Here is a 21,723-nt window from a genome sequence, read left to right as displayed (position 1 = left end):
CGGCCAGCTGTCCATGGCCGCGAACACGCACATATCTATTCGACTCTCGTCATGCTCGCCGAGGGCCCGGTCCCGGCTACCCGAAACTCACCGACCTGAATAGCGACTGATCTGCCGGGGACGGCGATCTGTTGCCGGTCGAGACCATGGGAGCACGATGCCACGCCATAAACAGACGCGCCTGAGCGAACAAGTCCTGGCCTTATCCCTGGGGCCGCAGCATGCGTTTCCCCGGCACCGCACGGTCCTTGACCTCTTCTACGAACAGAAAGAGCTGGCACCGGACCGTCCTGCCATTCGCCATCGGGACACGACGATGAGCTATGCCGACCTCGACGCCGCGGCCAATATAACGGCCAATCAACTGATCCGCAACGGCGTGCTGACCCGACAATTGATACCCGTACTGGTGGCGGACGGGCCGGAATTTCCGGCGGCACTCTTCGGGGTGATGAAGACTGGTTCGGCGTTCGTACCGCTGGATCCGGCCTGGCCGATCGACCGGCTCAGCGCAATCATGGCCGAATTGTCGCCGCCCGCCATCGTGGCGTCGCCCGCGACCGTGGAGACCGTCGCCGAACTGGCATCGACCATCCCGGCGGTAATTGTCGACTGCGCGGAGGCGCCGTACGATCCGGCTGACCGGAAATCCCCGCCGACAGACCGTGAACCGAAACCCGAGGACTTGATTTACGGGTTTTACACCTCCGGCTCGACGGGCACGCCCAAGTGCGCACTCAACCGCCACCGCGGCCTGGTCAACAGATTGACCACGATGTCACGCCGGTTCGGTGACGGCGCTGATCACGTGACGCTGCAGAACAGCCGCTCCACATTCGACTCCTCGATGTGGCAGGTGTTGTGGCCGCTGGTGTCCGGCGGGCAGGTTGTGCTGCCGCACCGCGACGGGATCCTCGACCTTGAGCGGACCGCGATGACCATCGGCCGCTACGGCGTCACGATGACCGACTTCGTGCCGTCCGTGCTGGAGGCGTTCGTGTCGCTGCTGGAGGTGCGTGAGGACCTGCGCGAGGCGACGTCGAGCCTGCGGCGCATGCTGATCGGCGGGGAGGCGGCCGCCCCCGGCGCGGTGCACCGGCTGCGCGCACTGCTGCCCGAGCTCGAGGTCACCAACACGTTCGGGCCGACCGAGTGCTCGATCGGGTCGGTGTTTCACGACGTCACGGACGCCGACGTCGACCGCATCCCCATCGGGCGTCCCATCGACAACACCGCCGCGATCGTGCTCGACGACGACCTCGAGCCCGTCCCGGTGAACACGCCAGGCGAGCTGTATCTCGGCGGTGAATGCATCGGGGCGGGCTACCACAACGATCCAGACCGCACCGCGCGGGTGCTCGTGGCCAACCCCTTCTCCCAGATCCCGGGCGAGAAGCTCTATCGGACCGGCGATCTGGCGAGGGTCGGCGAAGACGGGCTGCTGTACTACAACGGCCGGCTCGACGAACAGGTCAAGGTCGGCGGGGTACGGGTGGAGCTGGGCGATGTCGCATCGGCCATGGCCGACCATCCGCTCGTGGGCAGCGCGGTGGCGCTCGTACTCGGTGAGCCGCCCGAGTCCACGCTGGTCTGTTGTGTCACGCCGCGATCGCCGGACAATCCACCGTCCGCAGAGGATCTTCGCGGGCGCGCGGCGGAAAAACTGCCGGCCGAGCAGGTCCCGCACCAGATCGTGGTGCTCGACGCGCTCCCGCTCAACCACAACGGCAAAGCGGACCGCAAGGCCTTGGCCGCGCTCATCGTGGCCGGGACGGCGCGGCAGACGCGCCTGGAGGAGCGGGTCGAGCCGCCGACCGACCCCATGGAGGAGCTGGTCTGTTCGGCGTGGCGCGAAGTGCTCGAACGAGACCAGGTTTCGGTGGTGGTACCGTTCGCCGAATACGGGGGCACCTCGCTGCTCGCGTACCGGCTCACCACCGCGATCAGTGAGCGGCTGGGCCAGCCGGTACGTCCCCGGGATCTGCTCGTCGCGTCGACCGTGCGCGCACAGGCTGCGCGGCTGACCAAGGGCGTCGACGACGACAGCGCCGAACTGGCCTACATCAAGCACGACCTGGCGTGGCGACCGCCGCGGACCCTGCTGCTCACCGGTGCGACCGGCTTCGTCGGGGCGCACATCTTCGCCGAGTTGCTGATGCGCTCCAACGCCGCGCTGATCTGCCTGGTACGGTGCTCCGACCCTCCGGACGGCGCCCGGCGGCTGGCCGAGGTCCTCGACCAGTACGGTCTGACGTCCGCCTGGCAGGCGCTGCCCATGGCGCTCAAGACGGGGCGGGTCGAGGTGGTCGCCGGCGACCTGGGCAGCGAGTTGCTCGGCCTGCCGCGGCGGCGATTCGACGCGGTAGCGTCGACCGTGTCCGGCGTCGTCAACGCCGCGGGCGCGGTGAACTTCCTGTCCGGCTATCTGGACCACCGGCCCGCCAATGTGCTCGGCGTGCAAGAGCTCATCAAACTGGCCTCAGGCGGCGCCCGCCTGCACACCCTGTCCACTTTGAGCATCTTCCCGCCCCCCGGGCCCGGCGCCCCGCGCATCACCGAGGACCAGATCCCCCAGACGGAGCAGGTCGCCGCGGACGGCTACAACCGATCGAAGTACGTCGCGGAAAGCCTGCTCGCCGACGCCCACCGGCAGGGCGTCAGATCGGTGGTGTACCGCCTCGGCGAGGTCTGGCCGCACCGGGCGATCGGTGTGGCCAATCCGGACTCGCTGGCGCACAACCTGCTGTACGCGTGCGCCCGCACCGGATGCGTGTTCCCCACCGAAGCCGAGACCGACGTGACGACGGTGGACGTGGTCGGCGAGTTCGTGGCACGGGCCGCTGTCGGCGACCTTCAGGTGCCGGACGGCGCGATGCACGTGCTGTGCCCGGCCAGGCTGCGCTTCGCTGAGGCGTTCGGCGTGCTCGCCGACCGGTGCGGGCTCGACCTGGTCGGCTACGCGCGGTTCCGTGAGCGCCTGGAGGCCGTCGCCGGGCCCGAGGAGCGGCTCGCCAGGCTGTCCATGCTGCTGCCGCCTGCGACCGCCGGCTGTGACGCGGCGCCGGCCGAGTTCGACCAGCTGTTCACCGACAGCACCCGACACTTCGACACCCAGCGGTTCAGCCGGCACGCGGCCTCGTTGGCGCAGCCGACGGCGGACGGGCTCAGGACGCTCGATCGCTATCTCAATGAGCTAACCGACATTCCCGCCTTCGTACCACAGGAGAGGTAAGCGCAATGGAAGCGAACTTCGTCGTGGTGATCAACCACGAGGAGCAGTACTCGATCTGGCCCGCCGGCCGGGAGATCCCCGCCGGCTGGCGCGAGGCCGGCGTCGAGGGCGGCAAGAGCGAATGCCTGGAACACATCGCGCAGGTGTGGAGCGATCTGCGCCCGATCAGCGTGCGACGGTGAGGGAGGAATCCGAGATCATGTCCGCACCCAACGAACGCAACGTCGCCGACATCAGGCGCGCCCTGCTGGAGCGGAAGGTCCGCCAGCGCGTGGCGGAGAAGGCCGAGCGGGAGAAGATCGTCCCCGTCCCGCGTACGGGGAAGATGGCCATCGCCGAACAACAGCGTTTCCTGTGGTTCCTGCACCAGATGGTCGCGGGCGCACCGGTCTACAACGTGCCGTTCGCGATGCGCCTGCGCGGGCCGCTCGACGTGGCCAGACTCTCCGGAGCGCTGCGCGGGATCGTCGCGCGGCACGAGAGCCTGCGTACGCGGTTCGGCGATGAGCACGGCGTGCCCTTCCAGACGGTCGATCCGCCACCCGAGACGTGGGACCTGCCGGTGACCGACGGGAATGAGGAGTCCATCCAAGACTGGATCGACGGGCAGGTGCGCGAGGAGTTCGACCTGCGCAACAGCCCGCCGTACCGGTTCGGCCTGCTGCGGCTGGGCCCCGAGGACCATGTGCTGTCCATCGTCTGGCATCACATCGTCATCGACGGATGGTCCTCGCGCCAGTTCGCCGAGGAGCTGACGGCCCGCTACACGGATCCGGAGGGCGCGGAGTTCCCCGAGCTGAGCCTTCAGCCCGCCGACTTCGCGGCGTGGCAGCGGCTCTGGCTGCTCAGCGAGGAGCCGGCCAAGCAGATCGAGTACTGGCACTCCGCGGTGGACGGGATGGAACCGCTGGAGTGGCGTACCGACCGGCAGCGCCCGTCGGCACCCACCGGGGCCGGCCGTATCTACGAGACCCGCCTGCCCGACGACCTCGCACGCGGCATCCGCGATCTGGCCAAGGCCGAGGGCGTCTCCCTGCTCGCCCTGACAATGGCCGGATACCAGGTCCTGCTGAACCGCTACACCGGCCAGCAGGACATCGCGCTCGGCTCGGTGCTTTCCGGGCGGACGCGCTCGGAGATCGAGCCCATGATGGGGTTCTTCGCCAACACGGTGGTGGTCCGCGGTGATCTCGAGGGCAACCCCGTGTTCCGCGACCTGGTGCACGCCACCAACGACAACATCCTCGAGGCGATGGCCCACCAGGACGTGCCGTTCGGCCGCCTGGTGGAGGAGCTCAAACCGGAGCGGCTGCCGGGGCGGAATCCGCTGGTCGCGCACCTGTTCACGCTGCTGCCCGAGCCGATGATCGCGCGCTGGCGCCTGCCCGGCGTCGAGGTCGAGATGCTGACCCCGCAACCGGAGACGACCCGGTTCGACATCACGTTCCAGATCAACGACCTGCCGGACGGCGGCTTGGGCGTGTGGATCGAATACTCCTCCGAGCTGTTCGACCACGAGCGCATCGAGCGGCTGGTGGAACACTTCACCACCGTCATGGCCGACGCCCTGTCCAGGCCCGACGCTCGGGCGGACTCCCTGGACATCATGTCCAACGACGAATATCTGCGCGTGCTCACCGCGTGGAATCCCGAGCCGGGTGAGCGCGACGAGCGCCTGCTGCACGAGCTGTTCGCGGCGCGGGTGGCCGAGGCGCCCGACGCGGTCGCGATGCGGTTCGCGGGAGAGGACCTGACCTACGCGCAACTGGACGAGCGGTCCAGCCGGCTGGCGCACGCGCTCGTCGAGGAGTTCAAGGTGGCGCCGGGACGCGTGGTCGGGGTGCTGCTCGAGCGCGGCTTCGACCTGCCGGCCGCCGAACTCGGCGTGCTCAAGGCGGGCGGGGCCTGGCTGCCGCTCGACCCGCAGTATCCGCCGGAGCGGCTGGCGTACCAGCTCGGCGACGCCGACGTGGCGGCCGTGGTGACGACGTCGGATCTGGCCGACCGCGTACCCGCGGAGGTGGGGCGGCTCCTGCTGGACACGGACGCGCTCGACGGATGGCCGGCTTCGCCGCCGTCGGTGCACGTGGCGCAGGAGGACACGGCGTACGTCATCTACACATCGGGCTCGACCGGTACCCCCAAGGGGGTCATGGTCCCCCACCGGGCAGTGGTGAACTTCTGCACCACCTTCCAGCAGATGTTCTCGGTGACGCAGGACGACCGGATCCTGCAGTTCTCCAACCCCGCCTTCGACGTGAGCGTGTCGGACGTGTTCTCGACGCTCACCGCCGGCGGCACCATCGTGGGCGCGCCGCGCTCCGAACTGCTCGACCCGGAACAGTTGCAGCGGTTGCTGGCCCGCGAGCGGGTGACGATGGTCGACATCCCGCCCGCTGTGCTGGGGTTGCTCGATCCGTCCGCCCTCGATGATCTGCGGGTGTGCTTCATCGGCATGGAGCCGTTCGGCGCCGATCTGGTCAACCGGTGGAGCAAGCCGGGACGCGAGTTCCACAACGGGTACGGGCCGACGGAGGTCACGGTGACCTGCGTGGACTACCTGTGCCCGCCGCAGGCGTTGGACGGGCCGCCGCCGATCGGCCGGGCGATGGCCAATCAGCGGGCCTACGTCCTGGACAAGGCACTGCGGCCGGTGCCGGTCGGCGTACCAGGGGAACTTCACATGGCGGGCGCCGGCCTGGCCATCGGCTACCTCGGCCGGCCCGACCAGACCGCCGAGAAGTTCCTGCCCGACCCGTTCGCCGCCACCCCGGGCGAGCGCATGTACGCCACCGGCGACCTGGTGCGCTGGAACTCCGACGGCAATCTGGAGTTCCTGGGCCGGGCCGACCGCCAGGTGAAGCTGCGCGGGCTGCGCGTGGAGCTCGGCGAGATCGAGCACGCCATCGAGACCTTCGACGGCGTGCGGCAGTGCGTCGTGACCGTACGCGACCAGGGCACGTCCTCGGCCTGGCTGGCCGCCTACGTGGTCGGCGAGTTCGAGCAGGACGCGCTACGCGAACACCTGAGCGGGCTGCTGCCCCTGCACATGGTGCCCACCGACTACGTGCGACTGGATCAGCTCCCGCTGACCTCGACCGGGAAGGTGGACCACGCGCGGCTCCCCGATCCGCGCCCCGACGGCGGAGCGGGACACGTCGAGCTGACCACCGAGACGGAGCGCCGGGTGGCCGAGATCTGGCAGAGCCTTCTGAGCCTCGATGCCGGCAGCATCGGCGCTCAGGACAACTTCTTCGTCCTCGGCGGCAACTCCCTGCAGGTGACCCAGATGATCTCGCGGGTGCGCGACGCCTTCCAGGTGACGCTCGACCCGCGGCGGCTGTTCAGCTACCCGCTGCTCAGCCAGTTCGCCGCCCAGATCGACGACGCGCAGCGCGCGCTGCTGGGCGAGGACGAGGTGGCGCGGCTGGAGGCGCAGGTCGCCGATCTTCCCGAAGAGGAACTCGATCGGCTCCTGAAGGAGTCGAGCTGATGACCGCTTCGCCTCCCTCCACCTTGGCGGAGAAACGGCGCGCGGTGCTGCGCCTCCGGCTACGGCGCAAGCGGGAGGAGGCCCTCGCCCGGCAGGGGGCCTCCTCCGCTCCACCGGAGGCGCGGCCGGGCTCCCCGCTCGTGCCGCTCAATCCCGCGGGTTCGAAGCCGCCGCTGTTCCTCGTGCATGCCGCGGGCGGATCGGTGGCGCCTTACGTCCCGCTGGCCCCGCTGCTGGGCGACGACCAGCCCGTCTACGCGCTGGAGGATCCGGGCCTGCACGGTACCGCGACCGAGGGCCGGGGGCTGTCCGATCTCGCGGCCACCTATCTGGCCGCGGTCCGCGAGGTCCTGCCCGACGGGCCGCTGCAGGTGGGCGGCTGGTCGGTCGGCGGCGCGGTGGCGCTCGAGATGGCGCGTCAGGATGGCGATGTCGCGCTGACGTTCGTGCTCGACACCGCCATCCCCGACGAACCCTCCCATCCCGGCGACGATGAGCTGAACGCGTGGTTCGCCGCCGACGTCGCGGCCATGGGCGCCGAACCGGATGAGCCCGAGCTGGCCGCGCGGTTCCCGGTGTTCGCCGCGAACGTGCGAGCGCTCCTGACGTTCCGTCCGTCGCGCGTGGACGGCCGGGTGGTGCTGCTGCGCGCCGAGGAGTCGGCGGCCGGGACGATCGACCGGTGCCGCGCCTACGCGGATGAGACCCATGTGGTGCGGGGCGACCACTACACCATGCTCCAACCCCCACACATCGAGGCGCTGGCGGAAGTCATGCGCGACAGATCAAGCGAGGTGAGTGTCCGATGATGCCGGCCTTCACGCCGGAACAGGACAGCTTCCGGGAAGAAGTCTGCAAGCTGCTGTGCGAGGACGCGGTCCGCGCGGAGATCGCGCAGTCCCGGCGGATGCCGTACGGGGAGGAGAGCGGCCTGCTCGACGTGCACCGGCGGCTCGGCAAGCTCGGCTGGCTCGCGATCAACTGGCCCGAGCGGTACGGCGGAGCGGACGCGACCATCGTGGAGAAGGCGATCCTCACCGAGGAGATGATCCGCCACGGCGTGCCCGACAACGTGCACGCGCTGGGCATCGACATCGTCGGGAACGCCATCCATCTGTTCGGCACGCAGGAGCAGAAGGAACGGTTCCTGCCGGGTCTCGCGCGCGGGGAGATCACCGCCAACGTGCTGTTCAGCGAGCCGGACGTCGGGTCCGACCTGGCGTCGCTGGGCACGCGCGCCGAGCCGGACGGCGACCACTGGCGCCTGTACGGCCGCAAGATCTACAACATGAAGGCGCAGCACAGTGATTTCGCGCTGTGCGCGGCCCGTACGTCCTCCGGCCCGGTGAACTTCGCCGGGATCACGCTGTTCCTGGTGCCGCTGCAGAGCATGGGCGTGGTCATCGAGCCGGTGTGGAACCTGTCCGAGGAGCGGTTCGACCTGGTGACACTCGACGGGATCCGGGTCGGGTGCGAGGACGTGCTCGGCGAGATCGACGACGGGTGGCAGGTGCTGGGCAAGGTGCTGCCGCTGGAGCGTACCGGATTGGACCACTCCGCCAAGGCGGAGCGCACGCTGGCCGCGCTGCGTGAGCACGCGCCGCCTGGGTGCGAGCAGCGGCTGGTGCAGCTCGAGACGCGGGTACGCGCGGCGCGGCTGCTGGCCTGGCGGTGCGTGGCCAACCTGCACGACGGACGGCCCGACGAGGTGCACTCGGCGACCGCCAAGTGGTACACCTCGGAGACGGCCAAGGAAGTGGCGGTGGCGGCGGTCGAACTGCTCGGTCCGCAGGCGCTGCTGGACGCACGCGACCCCGCGGCGATCGCCGAGGGCGTCTTCGACGCTGGGTTCCGGGAGGCTCCGGGGCTCACGCTCGCCCAGGGTTCTTCGGAGATCATGCTCTTTTCTGTCGCCACATCGAAATTGGGGTTGCCGTCATGACCGCAGTGGAGACCACGGCGATTGCCGGCTTCTTCGACGAGGAGCTGGCACCGCTGGTACGACGGATGGCCGACCGGCCGCGCGCGGAGGGCGCGGACGACGACGGCAGTCGCGAGGTCCGCGCCATGGTGTGGGAGGGGGTGGTCGGGCTCAACGCTCTCGACTCCTCCGACACCGTGCGACTGGCCGAGCTGCTCGGGTCGGTGCTGTACCAGGGGCCACTGCTCGACACGCTCACGGTGCGAGAGCTGGTGCCCGACGACGACCTCGGCCAGGCGCCGGTGGCGCTGGCGGTCGCGGACGAGCCATGGGCGGAACAGAACGGTGCCATCTCTGCGCGGCGGGCCTTCGTCGGGTTCGCGGCAGAGGTGGACCACTTCCTGGTGGGCGGCGTCGACGACGCCGGACTGCGCCTGGCACTGGTACGCGCCGGCCACCCGTCCATCACGATGCGGCGGTACGAGGAAACGAGCCGGGGCGAGGCGTACGAGGTCGAGTTCGCGAGCACGCCCGTGGCCGCATGGGTCGGCTCCGCCCCCGAGTGGGAGGCGGCACTGGCCAACGCGCGAGTGCGCCAGGCGGCTTACCTGGTGGGTCTCGCCCAGGCCGCGCTCGACCACGCCGTCGACCACGCCAAGACGCGCCGCCAGTTCGGCCAGCCCATCGGCAAGTTTCAAGGCCTGGCGTTCCGGCTCAGCGAACTGTCCATGCACATCGACGCGACGCGCCTGCTGGTGCACGACCCCGGCGCGGCCGCCCACGCGGCGGCCAACCTCGCGGCGGCCTCGGATCTGGCCCGCACCGTCACGACGCAGACCATGCAGGTCAACGGCGCCGCGGGCATGCGGTCCGACAACGACGCCCAGTTGTACTACAGGTGGGCGGCGTTCGAATCGGTGCGGCTCGGCACGCCGTACCGGCTGCGCGGCGAAAGCTGGGAGACGCGATGACGGAGACCGCGGCGAACGCCGGCGAGTCCTTCGCACCGGCGGCACTGCGCGTGCGGCTCGAGCGGCCAAGCCGCACCCCGGCTCGACCTGGCCGGATGGTTCGCGACAAACGATGTGGCGCAGGAAGAGAAGACCGATGGACCTGGTGATACAGAAGTACGGCGGAACATCACTAGGTGACGCGAGCAAGATCCGTCGCGCGGCGCGGCGTATAGCCGCTGCGGATGGGCCCGTGGTCGCCGTGGTCTCCGCGATGGGCCGCACCACCGACTCCATGCTCGAGCTGGCCCACAGCCTCACTGACACCCCGCATGCCCGGGAACTGGACCTCCTGCTCAGCACCGGTGAACAGGCCTCCGCGGCCGCGCTGGCCTTGGCGCTGCACGAACTGGGCGTGCCCGCTCGTTCGTTCAGCGCCCACGACGGCGGCATCATCACCGATGGGGTGCACGGTTGCGCGCGTATCGTCAATGTCGATCCTGTCCCCATCCGCGAATGCGTCCAGTCCGGCCTGGTCCCTGTGGTGACCGGTTTCCAGGGCATCGCGGCGGACAGCGGCGAGCTCACCACCCTGAGCCGAGGCGGCTCCGACACCACCGCCGTCGCCCTGGCCGCCGCGCTACGGGCCGCGGCGTGCGAGATATTCACCGACGTCGAGGGCGTGTTCACCGCCGATCCGCAACACGTCGCCGAGTCCCGCAAATGGGACCACCTCTCCTACGAGGACATGGCCGAGCTGGCCGCCTGCGGCGCCACGGTGCTCGCCCATTCCAGCGTGGAGTACGCCAGCACCCATCGCGTTCCCGTCCACGTCCGATCCAGCATGGCCGAGACCGCCGGCACGTGGGTGACCGACCTCCCCGCTGCCGCACTCGGCAGCGAGCGATCCACCGCCATCGGCGTCGTGCACCGGACCGGTCAACTCCGCTGCCGGCTCGACGGGGTCGACCCCGCCGCCCTGACCACGATCGCCGCCACGCTGGCCGATCCGATGCTGCCCGTGGAGATGCTCGACCACCTGATCGGCGACACCCCCGGCTCGCTGCGGTTCCTCGTGAACGCGACCGCCAGGGACCAGATCGACGGGGTGCTCGCCGACCTGCGCGCGGCCAACGCCTTCGCCGGATGCCACTGGTCCGGCCCCATGGGGAGAGTGTCGTTGGTGGGCCGCGGTTTCTGTCCGCACCAGCCCGAGGTGCACCTTCTGCTGGACACGCTCAAAACCCACGGCGTCATCGTGCGGGACGTGACGGTCCATGCCCGGCGGATCTCCATCACGTGCGCCGAGCACGACGTACTCAACGCGCTCACGCACCTTCACCGCCTGTTTCTCGGCTCCCTCGGCGACGCCCACACGCCCGCTCCGGAACCGCATCGAGTCCGCACACGGTGCACTGCGAGATCGGGATGATGACCGATCACCAGAGGGGCCCGCCTGACATATCGGAACCGACGGTCGGCAGGAGCGAAAGGAACGGAAATGAGGCAAGCATCGTCGCAAGCAACTGTCGAGAGCGGATTCCGGTCCCGGCAGTTCTGGCAGCTCACCGTCATCTGCGGCACCCAGTTCCTGGTCGCTCTTGACTATTCCATCATCAACGTCGCCGCCCCCAGCATTCTCGAATCCATGGACTTCTCGTCCGGGGTGGGCGTCGCCTGGGTTCTTTCCGCCTATCCACTCGCCTTCTGCGGCTTCCTCCTCCTCGGGGGCAGGGTCGCCGATCTGTACGGAAGAAAGCGAGTGTTCATCTGGAGCCTGGCCGGCTTCCTCCTTGCTTCGCTCCTCGCGGGGCTTGCCTGGTCTCCGGCCTCTCTTATCGCGGGCCGCGTCCTGCAGGGGGTCGCCGCCGCGTTCATCGCCCCGGCGGGGCTGGGGCTGCTCCAGGCGGCCATCCCGCAAGGACCACAACGCGAACGCGCTCTCGGCATCTACGGGTCGGCATTGTCGGCGGGGTTCGTCTCCGGCATGGTGCTCGGAGGTGTTCTCACCGAGTTCGCCGGCTGGAGGTCTGTCTTCCTGATCAACGTACCCATTGTCCTGGTCTTCGCTCTGCTCGCGAGAGGCCATCTCGACGAGAGCCGGGACAGGCACGCATCCCGCCACCTCGACATCACCGGTGTCGCCCTGGCGACCACGGGCATGGCCGCGCTCGTGTTCGCCCTCACCGAAGGGGAGAAGTACGGCTGGACGTCGGTTCCGATTGTGCTCTCCGCGGTGATCGCGGTGCCCGCCGTCGCCCTCTTCATCTGGGTGGAGTCCAGAAGACGCAACGCCCTCGTGCCGATCTCCATCTTCCGCAGAGCCGCCATCGGCGCGGCCAACCTGGTCAACGTCCTGCTGATCTGCTCGTACGGTGGAATGCTGTTCATTCTCACCCTCTACCTGCAGACACATCTCGGTATGGGCGCGCTGCCGACCGGCTTGACGTTCGCGGTCTCAGGCGCGATCGCGATTGTCACCGGAATCTACGCGGGGAAGTTCGTCGAGCGCTTCGGGCTTTACCGCGTGCTCCTTTTCGGGATGGTCATCGAGACGTTCGGCATTCTGATCATGGTGGGGCTGCCGGCAGGTCACGGGCTCGCCCTCGTCCTGATCGGCACCTCCGTGAACGCCTTCGGCCACATCATCGCGCTGATCACGACGAGCATCGCCGGCACGAACGGCGCCGAGGAGGGGCGGCAGGCCACCGCCGGCGCTCTGATCAATGTCTCCCAGCAGCTCGGGCTGGCCGTGGGTGTCAGCGTGGTGACCTCGGTGGCGGCCCACTTCGCCGCCACCGGCGGACCCGGGGCCACCCTGGAGGGCTGGCGCTGGGCCCTGTGGTGCTCGGTCGTGTTCGCGGTCGGGGCGATCATGACGACCGTCCTGCTCCGGAGACGTTTCCAGGGAGACGTCACGTAGTGCAGCAGCTCTAGCCAACGCCGGAGAAACCATTTACATTCGGTAAGATGGTTACTTTGGCCACTGAGGTCCAGTCACCGTGGCAGGACGCCCACTTCGTCGGCGGCCACCCGGTGCTGGATCTCACCAATACCGTATTCGACCGGAACCAGCCGGTGGACGACGGCGAGCTGCTGAAAGACCCTGCGGATGTTCTGACGTGGTGCGTGTCCGCGGGCCTGGTCGAGACGGTGCCGCCGTTGCCGGAGGCTTCCGCGAGTGGTCTCGTGCCGGAGGTCCGGGCAGTTCGCGAACAGGCGTGGGCCGTGTTCAGCGCGATCGCTCATGGCGAGGCGATACCGCCCGATCCGTTCGGCGCGCTGCTCGAGCGGGCCGGCAGAGGCGTGCGAGCGGGACAGACCAAGCAGATCGGCGCCACGCCCGACCGCTTCACGGCGGACTGGACGGCGCCGGGAGCGATTCCTGCGGCCTTGTCCTTGCTGGTGATCAACGCGGTGTTCACGCTTCCGCACGACCGGATCCGGGCGTGCGGAAGATGCGGCTGGTTGTTCCTGGATTCCTCGCGGGGCGGGCGGCGCCGCTGGTGCAGCATGAGCATTTGCGGAAATCGCGAGAAGGCGCGCCGTCACCGTCAGAGTCGGACACAACACTGATCCGCCGCGCGCCTTTCGCGATTTCCGGTATCAACCGAGTTTTCGCCGCATGATCGGCCGATCCTTACGCGGGCGGGCCACCTCGGAGAATCCGGCATCGAGGAAGGCGCTGGCTATCCCGGTCATCGCCGTGTCCGCGCCCGCGCGTTTCCCGTCGCGAGGTTCGACCGGATAGCCCTCAGCGGTCGTGTAACCCGCGGCGGCCGCGTAGCCACAGACGGCTTCCAGGATGGCCGGCAGCAGCCCGGAGCCCCGATGCTTCTTGTGGACGAAGACGCACGCGAGCGCGCAGACCGGCTCGTCGTCGATGCTCGACAGGAGCGGCGAGCGCTCGAGTCTCGGGAACGAGGAACGCGGCCCGAGTGAGCACCATGCCACCGGCGCGTCTTCGTCGTAGACGATGACGCCGGGCGCCGGTTCGCGCTGGGCGAGACGGCTCATGGCCTTCTTGTTCCCCTCGCCCTTTCCTTCCGTCCACTCTGCGATGGAGAGCCGCCAGTGCATGCACCAGCACCCGCGGGCGCCTCCGTTGTTTCCGAGAACCGTCTCGAAGTCGCTCCAGGTCTTCTTGGACAGTTCTTTGACAGTCAGGGAGCCGGACGCTTTCTGCGTGCTCCGAGCGTTCATCGCCGCACCGCCGATCTGGTTGAAGGCTTGATGAAGGTGAGCGTTTCCGGTGGCCAGACCTTCTCTTCCCCGGACGACCGGGATAGTGTATGACGAAGAATAACCGTTATGATGTTTTTATAGGTTACTAGGGGGCAGCATAGCCGCATCGTTCATCAGGCATTTCTTGCTCAGCGACGACGACGGAGGGCCGACACTTGGCCGAAGAAGACGTCTTGGACATGCTCGAGGCCGAGGCGATCCACGTGCTGCGTGAGGTCGCCGGGGCATTTCGCCGGCCGGTATTGCTGTACTCGATCGGCAAGGACTCCTCAGTGCTGCTGCACCTGGCGATCAAAGCGTTCGCGCCCGGTCAGATGCCATTCCCCGTGCTGCACGTGGACACCGGCTGGAAGTTCCGCGAGATGATCGCCTTCCGGGACGAGACGGCCCGGCGGCTGAGACTCGACCTACGAGTGCACACCAACCCCGAAGGGGCTACGCCGTTCACCCACGGCGCGCACGAGTACACGCGGATCATGAAGACCGTCACGCTGCGCCAGGCGCTCGACGACAGCGGGTTCGACGCGGCGATCGGCGGCGCGCGGCGCGACGAGGAGCGGTCGCGGGCCAAGGAGAGAATCTTCTCGCTGCGTGAGCCCCGCCACCGCTGGGAGCCGCGCTCGCAGCGTCCGGAGTTCTGGTGGTCGGCGAACACCGAGCTGGCCGACGGCCAGACGATGCGAGTGTTCCCGCTGTCGAACTGGACGGAGCTGGACGTCTGGCGCTACATCAGGCGGGAGAACATCCCCGTGGTACCGCTGTACTTCAGCGCACCACGCCCGGTCGTCGAGCGGAACGGCTCATTGATCATGGTGGACGACGAGCGCTTCCCGCTGTTACCCGGCGAGCAGCCGCAACTGCGCCACGTACGGTTCCGCACCCTCGGCTGCTACCCGCTGACCGCGGCCGTCGAGTCGAAGGCCGAGAACCTCGACGAGGTCATCGACGAGATGCGACTCGACCGGAGGTCCGAACGTGCCGGCCGGCTCATCGACGGTGAGGGCGGCACATCCATCGAGAGCAAGAAGTCTGAGGGGTACTTCTGATGATTTCGATGCTTCGAGTGATCGCGTGCGGCTCGGTCGACGACGGCAAGTCCACCCTCATCGGCCGGCTGCTCGCCAACACCGGCAGCGCAACCGAGGAGCAACTCGACTACGCACGGCGGACCAGGCGCGGCGGCTCCACGATTCCGGCCGGAGAGGTGGACTACTCGCTGCTGACCGACGGGCTGGAGGCCGAGCACGAGCAGGGCATCACCATCGACGTCGCGTACCTCTTCCTGGACCTGCCGTCCGGGCGGCGAGTGATCATCGCCGACGCGCCGGGACACGAGCAGTACACTCGCAACATGGCGGTCGCGGCGTCCACCGCGGACATCGCCGTATTGCTCGTTGACGCCACCAAGGGGGTCCGCGAGCAGACCCATCGGCACCTGGCGATCTGCGCGCTGATGGGTGTGCGGGCCGTCATCGCGGTGGTCAACAAGCTCGACGCGATGGGCTACGACCAGGCGGTGTTCGACAAGCTCGCGAGCGAGGTGCTGGCGGCGGCGACCGGGTTCGACATGGCGGCGAGCGTGATACCGGCCAGCGCACTCAGCGGTGACAACGTCGTCGAGCAGTCGCCGAATCTGCCCTGGTACGACGGGCCGACGCTGCTCGGCGCGCTGACGACCTGGGAACCGTCGCAACCGGAGGGTACCCACGACTACCGGCTGCCCGTCCAGTACGTGATCCGCGCGGACGACTTCCGCGGTTTCGCGGGCACGGTGGTCGGCGGCCCGGTCCGGCCGGGCGACACCGTCGCGGTCGCCGGCGGCGGCGGGGCCTCGAAGATCGAGCGGGTGCTCGGCCCCGGCGGCCGCGACCTCGACCAGGCCGGCCCCGGCGCCCCGGTGACGGTGACGCTGGCCGACGACGTCGACGTCCGCCGCGGAGACCTGCTGACCACGCCGGACACCATCGGCAACGGGCTGTCCCCGGCGACGGCGTACTCCGCCACGCTGGTCTGGACCGCCGAGGAGCCACTGCGGCATGGCCGCTCCTACCTGCTGCTGGCCGGATCGCGGACCGTGCCCGCCATGGTCACGAACGTGCGCGGCCGGATGGAGGTGGTATCCGGCAAGCAACTCGCCGCGCGTACCCTCGGCCTCAACGACATCGGCTCAGTCGAACTCACCACCGACACCCCGGTCAGCCTGGACAGCTACCAGGCGTGCCGCGACACGGGAAGCTTCCTGCTCGTGGACCGGGTCAGCAAGGAGACCGTGGCGGCCGGCATGATCCGGCACGCGCTGCGGCGCGGTCGCAACGTCGTGCCACACTCCTACACCGTCGACCGCGACGCCAGGCAGCGACTGAAGGGGCAGCGGGCCAAGGTGCTGTGGCTGACCGGTCTGCCGGGCGCCGGCAAGTCGACGATCGCCAACGCGCTGGAGCGGCGGCTGCATGGCATGGGTCTGCACACGTACGTGCTCGACGGCGACAACGTCCGGAGTGGGCTGAACAAAGACCTCGGGTTCACCCCGGAAGATCGCTCGGAGAACGTGCGCCGGGTCGCCGAACTGACCCGCATCCTGCTGGACGCCGGGCTGATCGTGATCGTCGCGCTGGTGTCGCCGTACCGGGCGGACCGGGCGACCGCCAAGAGCCTGTTCCAGCCGGGCGACTTCGCCGAGGTCTGGGTGAACACCCCGGCCGAGGTGTGCGTGCACCGCGATCCGAAGGGCCTGTACGCTCAGGCGAAGCTCGGCCGGCTGCCGAACATGACCGGCCTCGGCCAGATCTACGAGCCGCCGGAGCACCCTGACCTGGTGGTCGACGGCTCCGGCTCGCTCGACGACGTGACGGACGAGCTGTGCGCTCTCCTGGAGGCCGTACCGAGCGAGCCCTGACGTACGGTGGCATGGCCGGGGCCTGCTTCGCCGTCAGCCACGGTGCGCACGAGCCCGTGACGAGGCGACGCGGCCCCCTCCAGCCTCGTACTATTTCCTACCAAGGTGAAACTTTCATAGTTCCACTGAAACCTTGACGCAACATGTGCTCCCGATCCATAGTGAGCCAATAAACCCCACAAAACCCCATCCACCGATGGCATACAACACGCCACAATGTTAGCGCTAACAGAGCCATTATCCTTTCCGCCCCTGTCGTGATGTCACAGGTCAGCGGGCATATCGTCGAAGGCGCGGCCGCACGGCGGCCGCTCGCGCCTTTCGGTTGGACGACCCATGCCTGAAAAATCCCCGGCATTCCGCGGCACCCCCTGAAAGGCAGAGGTTCATCATGATTGTCCGGTCCGGATTACGGCAACTCAAAAAGGCACTGCTGTCCGCGGGTGCGGCCGTCGCGCTCGCCGCCGGCCTGCTTGCCGGCATCTCCACGCCGACACAGGCCGCGACGTCCCAGTCGTGTGACATCTACGCCTCCGGCGGCACCCCCTGCGTGGCGGCGCACAGCACGACCCGTGCCCTGTACGGCTCCTACAACGGCGCGCTGTACCAGGTGCGTCGCGCCTCGGACAACACCACCCGGGACATCGGCCTCCTGAGCGCGGGCGGATACGCCAACGCCGCCACGCAGGATTCGTTCTGTGCCGGTACGACCTGCCTCATCACCATCATTTACGACCAGTCCGGCCGGGGTAACCACCTCACCCAGGCGCCCCCCGGCGGGTTCCAAGGCCCGGCTCCGGGCGGATATGACAACCTCGCGAACGCGACCGCGGCGCCGACCATGATCAACGGCCACAAGGCGTACGGCGTCTTCGTCGCCCCTGGCACCGGCTACCGCGACAACAGCACCAACGGCATCGCCAGGGGCGACCAGCCGGAGGGGATGTACGCGGTCTTCGACGGCACGCACTACAACGGCGGCTGCTGCTTCGACTACGGCAACGCCGAGACCAACAGCCGTGACAACGGCAACGGCACGATGGAGGCCATCTACTTCGGCAACATCAAGGTCTGGGGCTACGGCACCGGCAACGGTCCCTGGGTCATGGCCGACCTCGAGAACGGCCTGTTCTCCGGAGTGAACGCCGGTTACAACGCGAACGACCCGAGCGTGAACTACCGGTACCTGACCGCCATCATCAAGGGCGAGCCCAACCACTGGGCCATCCGGGCCGGCAACGCGCAGTCGGGCAACCTGTCGACCTTCTACAACGGGCCGCGCCCCAACGTCGCGGGCTACAACCCGATGAAGAAGGAGGGGGCCATCATCCTCGGGATCGGCGGTGACAACAGCCACGGCTCCGCCGGCACCTTCTACGAGGGCGTGATGACGTCCGGCTATCCGTCGGACGCCACCGAGAACGCGGTGCAGGCCAACATCGTCGCCGCCGGATACACGACCTCAACGGGCGGCGACACGGGAGGAACGCTCACCCCCGGCTCGTCGATCTCGCTGCGCGCGACGACGGCCTGCTGCACCGGCCGCTACATCCGTCACCAGAACGACCAGGTCGTCACGTCTGTGATCACCTCGTCCAGCTCGTCCGGCGACAAGGGCGACGCCACGTGGGTCGTACGCAACGGCCTGGCCAACAGCTCATGCGTGTCGCTGGAGTCGAAGAACTACCCCGGCGACTTCCTGCGCCACCAGAACTACCAGCTGTACCGGCAGCACAACGACGGCAGCTCGCTGTTCGCCTCGGACGCCACCTTCTGCCCGCAGTCCGGCCAGAACGGCCAGGGCGTCTCGCTGGCCTCCTACAACTTCCCGGACCGCTACATCCGCCACTACAGCAACACCGTCTACATCGCCAGCAACGGCGGCTCGCACACCTTCGACAGCTCCTCCCTCTGGGCCGACGACGTGAGCTGGATCGTCGACAAGCCCTGGGCGTAGCCGCTCGCGCGCCGCGATCGCCCGCGCATGCCCCTACTCAGGCGGCGAGGCCACCGAGGCACGCTGGATGAGCCGGGAGCGCAGGGTGTGCATGGTGCGGGCCGGCTCGGCGCCGCCCAGGATGTCGAGGAGGACCTCGGCCGCCTTGGCGCCGAGCTGGTGCACCGGCTGGGCGATCATCGTCAGGGGCGGGTCCATGACCGCCGCCCACGCGCTGTCGTCGAACCCGATCAGCGCCACGTCGTCCGGGTACGACAGCCCCGCCTTCCGCAGCGCGCGCAGGGAGCCGGTCATGCCGTCCGTCTCCGTGCAGAACACGGCGGTGACCCGATCAGGGAGAGCGAGCATGCGGCCGACCTCCCCCACCACCCGCTCCTCCGTCTTGGGCCCGGCCATCACGAGCGCGGGATCGAACGGGATGTGCGCGTCGTCGAGCGCGTCGAGGTAGCCGCGCAGCCGCTCGCCGTCGGTCCACAGGCTGGCCGAGGCCGCCGCCAGCAGCTCGCGCCTGGTCGACGGCGGCTGCGCCACCGGCGGACCCCACACGAACCCGATGCGGCGGTGGCCGGCCGCGATGAGCACCTCGACCGCCTCGCGGGCGGCGTCGCGGTTGTCGATGACGACCGCGTCGAGGTCGAGCGAGGCCACCGCGCGGTCGACGAGCACGACGGGAATGCCCCGGTCCATGGCCGCCCTGATGTGCGCGACCTGGTCGCGGTCGAGGGCGGCCGAGGAGACGATGACGCCGTCGACCCGCTTGTCGATGAGCACGTTGGTGGCCGCGATCTCCTGCTGGAGGTTCTCGTACGTGCTCAGCACGATCACGTCGAACCCCCGAGCCCGCGCGGTGTCGGAGATGCCCCGCAGCAGCCCCGCGAAGAAGGGGTTGCCGATGTCGGCCACGATCACGCCGAGGGTGTGGCTCACGCCGGTCGACATGCTGCGCGCGAGCGCGTTGGCGCGGTAGCCGAGTTTCTCGGCCGCCGCGAGCACCCGCGCGCGCAGCTCGGGGCTGACGTATCCGTAGCCGCCGAGCGTACGGGCCGCCGTGGCGCGGCCCACGCCGGCCTCCGCCGCGACCTCGGAGATCGTCGGCCCCTGGCCGCGGTCCGCTGGCATGGATCCCTTCCCCCGTTCCTGATCAGCCCATCACATCGTAGTCAGCCGGCCGTGGCCGAAGGCGCCCTCGACGAAGCACTGGTCGCGGGCCGATTCGGCCCCGCGGCGCAGCGCCCGCGCGATCTGGCCGGGCTCCGGCCGGGCCGCTGAGGTCCAGCCGTCGCGCAGCAGCGAGGCGGCGAACCCGGCGAGGAAGGCGTCGCCGCACCCCATCGTGTCGATGATGCCGTCGGCGTGCTGCGCGGGTGCGCTCACCGGGGCGTGGCCGTCGTGGGCGACGGCGCCGCCCACGCCGCGGGTGCCGACCGCGAGCCGGGCGCCCCGCCGTACCGCCTCGGCGAGGAGGTCGGCGGTGGCCGCCTCGTCGAGGTCGGAGCAGGACAGCAGCACGAGGTCGGCGTGCGGGCAGACGCGGTCCAGGTAGGCGGGACCGCGGTACTCCTCCTCGCTGGACAGGTCGAAGCTGACCAGCGTGGGGAGCGCGGCCAGCTTCGGCAGCTCGGGCTCGCTGCGCGAGTAGACGCTCGAATGCACGAGGTCGAAGCCGCTCACGTAGCCGAGCAGGCCGTCATCGAGCACCAGGGGCTCGCGAACGGTGACGCCGCCGCCGTTCCAGCCGAGGAAGACGCGGTCGCCGTCGTCGACCCGGAGGTGGGAGACGCCGCTCTCGCCCTCCCGGACGACGCACCGGTCGAGGGAGACCCCCTCCGCGGCGATCGACTCCCGCAGGAAGCCGCCGAGCGAGTCGTCGCCGAACACGCCCAGGTACGCCGACTCGAGGCCGAGGCGGCGGGCGTAGACGGCGACGTTGACGCTGTTGCCGCCGGGGTAGTCGACGCCGCGGTCGATGAACCGGTCGACGATGTTGTCGCCGAAACCGAGCACTCGCATGAAGACCTCAGTAGTCCATGACCCGGTAGTAGCGGCGCAGGTCGAGGGAGTGGTCGCGGACCCGCTCCAGGTGCTTGCTGACACGGCTCATCACGGTGTCGAGGACGAGGGGCGCGAGCAGGCCGCGGAACTCGGGGCTGATCCCGGTGAGCGGGTAGTCGCGGGTGTCGAAGACGGTCACGTCCTTGGAGACGCGCCGGGCGAAGGCCTCGGCGCGGTCGGTGAGCGGCCGCGTCTCGTCCTCACCCTGGAAGATGATCACGCTGGTGTTCTCCTCGACCAGCTCGAGCGAGCCGTGGAAGAACTCCGCGCTGTGCACCCTGGTGGTGCGGAGCCACTGCATCTCCTCGAGGATGCACATGGAGTAGAGGTACGTGAACCCCCAGAGGTTCCCGCCGCCGATGAGGAAGTGGTAGTCGCTGTCCTTGTGGGCCTCGGCGAAGGCGGCGGCCACCGGCTCTGCCTGCTTGGCGACCTCGACGAGGATCCCGGGGATGCCCGCGAACTCGGCGGCGAACTTCTCATACCCATCGAACTCGCCCCGGCGCGACAGCAGCCGCGTCATGAACAGCAGCAGCTGCATGTCGAAAGGCCAGGTCTTGGGCTGCGAGATGAGCGCCGTGTCCACCTTCGTGGCCACGGGCGAGTCGGGGTAGCCGGTGAAGGAGACCGTGTAGGCACCCTTGGACTTGCAGTACTCGATGGCGCGGATGGTGTCGTCGGTGGTGCCGGAGACCGAGGTGAAGATCGCCACGGTGTCCTCGCCCAGGCGGGCGTCACCGGAGACGATCAGCTCGGCCGCGATCGAGGCGCGCACGTCGAACGTGGAGCTGCGCCGGGCGAGGTGCTCGTACGGCCACATCTGGGCGTAGGTGCCGCCGGCGCCGACGAGGAGCACGTGCTTGAACCCCTCGTTCACGAGCCGGTCGACCAGCTCCTCGATCTGTGGACGCAGGCCCACCGCGCTCGTCACCTGGGAGACAAATTCCGGCTCGTTGAACCCGAGCATCTTCGCATCC

Annotated in this window: 16 protein-coding genes; 12 read left to right on the top strand and 4 right to left on the bottom strand. The window is 69.0% G+C overall.

All coding sequences use genetic code 11. The features are described 5' to 3' along the window. Positions 1–157: 157 nt before the first annotated feature. The 9 genes from AB0J64_RS27135 to AB0J64_RS27095 all read left to right on the top strand — a co-directional run bounded on the left by AB0J64_RS27135 (position 158) and on the right by AB0J64_RS27095 (position 13,172). Positions 158–3,232: an amino acid adenylation domain-containing protein gene (locus AB0J64_RS27135; RefSeq protein ID WP_364032333.1), complete on the top strand. Its 3,075-nt coding sequence runs from the start codon at positions 158–160 to the stop codon at positions 3,230–3,232. Positions 3,233–3,237: 5 nt separating this feature from the next. After that, positions 3,238–3,414, top strand: a complete 177-nt coding sequence (locus AB0J64_RS27130) for an MbtH family protein (RefSeq protein WP_364032330.1) — start codon at positions 3,238–3,240, stop codon at positions 3,412–3,414. Between the two features lie 17 nt (positions 3,415–3,431). After that, complete coding sequence (locus tag AB0J64_RS27125; protein WP_364032327.1) at positions 3,432–6,725, top strand: amino acid adenylation domain-containing protein; 3,294 nt, start codon at positions 3,432–3,434, stop codon at positions 6,723–6,725. Beyond that, on the top strand, positions 6,725–7,534 hold the full coding sequence (locus AB0J64_RS27120) for an alpha/beta fold hydrolase (RefSeq protein WP_364032324.1): 810 nt from the start codon (positions 6,725–6,727) through the stop codon (positions 7,532–7,534). The genes AB0J64_RS27125 and AB0J64_RS27120 overlap by 1 nt, the downstream gene beginning before the upstream one ends. Further along, the gene (locus AB0J64_RS27115; protein ID WP_364032321.1) at positions 7,531–8,667 is read left to right on the top strand and encodes an acyl-CoA dehydrogenase family protein; all 1,137 of its coding nucleotides are present in this window, start codon (positions 7,531–7,533) and stop codon (positions 8,665–8,667) included. Before AB0J64_RS27120 ends, AB0J64_RS27115 begins: the two co-directional genes overlap by 4 nt. Next, positions 8,664–9,617, top strand: coding sequence for an acyl-CoA dehydrogenase family protein (locus AB0J64_RS27110; protein ID WP_364032318.1), 954 nt, complete (start codon positions 8,664–8,666; stop codon positions 9,615–9,617). The genes AB0J64_RS27115 and AB0J64_RS27110 overlap by 4 nt, the downstream gene beginning before the upstream one ends. A 112-nt stretch (positions 9,618–9,729) precedes the next feature. Beyond that, a complete protein-coding gene (locus tag AB0J64_RS27105; RefSeq protein ID WP_364032315.1) occupies positions 9,730–11,028 on the top strand; it encodes an aspartate kinase in 1,299 nt (432 codons plus the stop codon). A gap of 69 nt (positions 11,029–11,097) precedes the next feature. Then, positions 11,098–12,519 (top strand): MFS transporter, encoded by a 1,422-nt coding sequence (locus AB0J64_RS27100; RefSeq protein ID WP_364032312.1) that lies wholly within the window; start codon positions 11,098–11,100, stop codon positions 12,517–12,519. Between the two features lie 56 nt (positions 12,520–12,575). Then, complete coding sequence (locus tag AB0J64_RS27095) at positions 12,576–13,172, top strand: ABATE domain-containing protein (protein WP_364032310.1); 597 nt, start codon at positions 12,576–12,578, stop codon at positions 13,170–13,172. 30 nt (positions 13,173–13,202) lie between these two features. Here AB0J64_RS27095 and AB0J64_RS27090 read toward each other — a convergent pair whose 3' ends face one another. Beyond that, a complete protein-coding gene (locus AB0J64_RS27090) occupies positions 13,203–13,676 on the bottom strand; it encodes a GNAT family N-acetyltransferase (protein WP_364032369.1) in 474 nt (157 codons plus the stop codon). 284 nt (positions 13,677–13,960) lie between these two features. Between AB0J64_RS27090 and cysD the strand changes: the two genes are divergently transcribed. The 3 genes from cysD to AB0J64_RS27075 all read left to right on the top strand — a co-directional run bounded on the left by cysD (position 13,961) and on the right by AB0J64_RS27075 (position 18,694). Continuing rightward, positions 13,961–14,887: a sulfate adenylyltransferase subunit CysD gene (gene cysD, locus AB0J64_RS27085; RefSeq protein ID WP_364032366.1), complete on the top strand. Its 927-nt coding sequence runs from the start codon at positions 13,961–13,963 to the stop codon at positions 14,885–14,887. An 8-nt stretch (positions 14,888–14,895) separates the two neighbouring features. Beyond that, entirely contained in the window at positions 14,896–16,737 is a 1,842-nt protein-coding gene (gene cysC, locus AB0J64_RS27080) for an adenylyl-sulfate kinase (RefSeq protein ID WP_364032307.1), read from the top strand. 391 nt (positions 16,738–17,128) lie between these two features. After that, positions 17,129–18,694 carry an alpha-L-arabinofuranosidase B gene (locus AB0J64_RS27075; protein WP_364032304.1) on the top strand — a complete coding sequence of 522 codons (1,566 nt, stop codon included), beginning with the start codon at positions 17,129–17,131 and terminating at the stop codon, positions 18,692–18,694. Between the two features lie 33 nt (positions 18,695–18,727). On the opposite strand, the gene AB0J64_RS27070 is transcribed toward AB0J64_RS27075, so the two are convergent. The 3 genes from AB0J64_RS27070 to AB0J64_RS27060 are packed head-to-tail and all read right to left on the bottom strand — an operon-like array spanning position 18,728 to position 21,713. Continuing rightward, complete coding sequence (locus AB0J64_RS27070) at positions 18,728–19,813, bottom strand: LacI family DNA-binding transcriptional regulator (protein WP_364032301.1); 1,086 nt, start codon at positions 19,811–19,813, stop codon at positions 18,728–18,730. Between the two features lie 30 nt (positions 19,814–19,843). Then, the gene (locus tag AB0J64_RS27065) at positions 19,844–20,704 is read right to left on the bottom strand and encodes a PfkB family carbohydrate kinase (protein ID WP_364032298.1); all 861 of its coding nucleotides are present in this window, start codon (positions 20,702–20,704) and stop codon (positions 19,844–19,846) included. 7 nt (positions 20,705–20,711) lie between these two features. Beyond that, entirely contained in the window at positions 20,712–21,713 is a 1,002-nt protein-coding gene (locus AB0J64_RS27060) for an SIS domain-containing protein (RefSeq protein WP_364032295.1), read from the bottom strand. Positions 21,714–21,723 lie beyond the last annotated feature (10 nt).

It is taken from the genome of Nonomuraea sp. NPDC049695 (assembly GCF_040674955.1).
In the GTDB taxonomy this organism is placed as follows: Bacteria; Actinomycetota; Actinomycetes; order Streptosporangiales; family Streptosporangiaceae; genus Nonomuraea; species Nonomuraea helvata.
The sequence above is the reverse complement of the archived record's forward strand: the minus strand, read 5'-3'. Positions and strand labels throughout refer to the sequence as shown.

Coding starts and splice junctions, on each gene's coding strand:
- AB0J64_RS27135 (WP_364032333.1), top strand. CDS start 158: ATGCCACGCCATAAACAGACGCGCCTGAGCGAACAAGTCCTGGCCTTA.
- AB0J64_RS27130 (WP_364032330.1), top strand. CDS start 3,238: ATGGAAGCGAACTTCGTCGTGGTGATCAACCACGAGGAGCAGTACTCG.
- AB0J64_RS27125 (WP_364032327.1), top strand. CDS start 3,432: ATGTCCGCACCCAACGAACGCAACGTCGCCGACATCAGGCGCGCCCTG.
- AB0J64_RS27120 (WP_364032324.1), top strand. CDS start 6,725: ATGACCGCTTCGCCTCCCTCCACCTTGGCGGAGAAACGGCGCGCGGTG.
- AB0J64_RS27115 (WP_364032321.1), top strand. CDS start 7,531: ATGATGCCGGCCTTCACGCCGGAACAGGACAGCTTCCGGGAAGAAGTC.
- AB0J64_RS27110 (WP_364032318.1), top strand. CDS start 8,664: ATGACCGCAGTGGAGACCACGGCGATTGCCGGCTTCTTCGACGAGGAG.
- AB0J64_RS27105 (WP_364032315.1), top strand. CDS start 9,730: ATGTGGCGCAGGAAGAGAAGACCGATGGACCTGGTGATACAGAAGTAC.
- AB0J64_RS27100 (WP_364032312.1), top strand. CDS start 11,098: ATGAGGCAAGCATCGTCGCAAGCAACTGTCGAGAGCGGATTCCGGTCC.
- AB0J64_RS27090 (WP_364032369.1), bottom strand. CDS start 13,676: ATGCACTGGCGGCTCTCCATCGCAGAGTGGACGGAAGGAAAGGGCGAG.
- cysC (WP_364032307.1), top strand. CDS start 14,896: ATGCTTCGAGTGATCGCGTGCGGCTCGGTCGACGACGGCAAGTCCACC.
- AB0J64_RS27075 (WP_364032304.1), top strand. CDS start 17,129: ATGATTGTCCGGTCCGGATTACGGCAACTCAAAAAGGCACTGCTGTCC.
- AB0J64_RS27070 (WP_364032301.1), bottom strand. CDS start 19,813: ATGCCAGCGGACCGCGGCCAGGGGCCGACGATCTCCGAGGTCGCGGCG.
- AB0J64_RS27065 (WP_364032298.1), bottom strand. CDS start 20,704: ATGCGAGTGCTCGGTTTCGGCGACAACATCGTCGACCGGTTCATCGAC.
- AB0J64_RS27060 (WP_364032295.1), bottom strand. CDS start 21,713: ATGCTCGGGTTCAACGAGCCGGAATTTGTCTCCCAGGTGACGAGCGCG.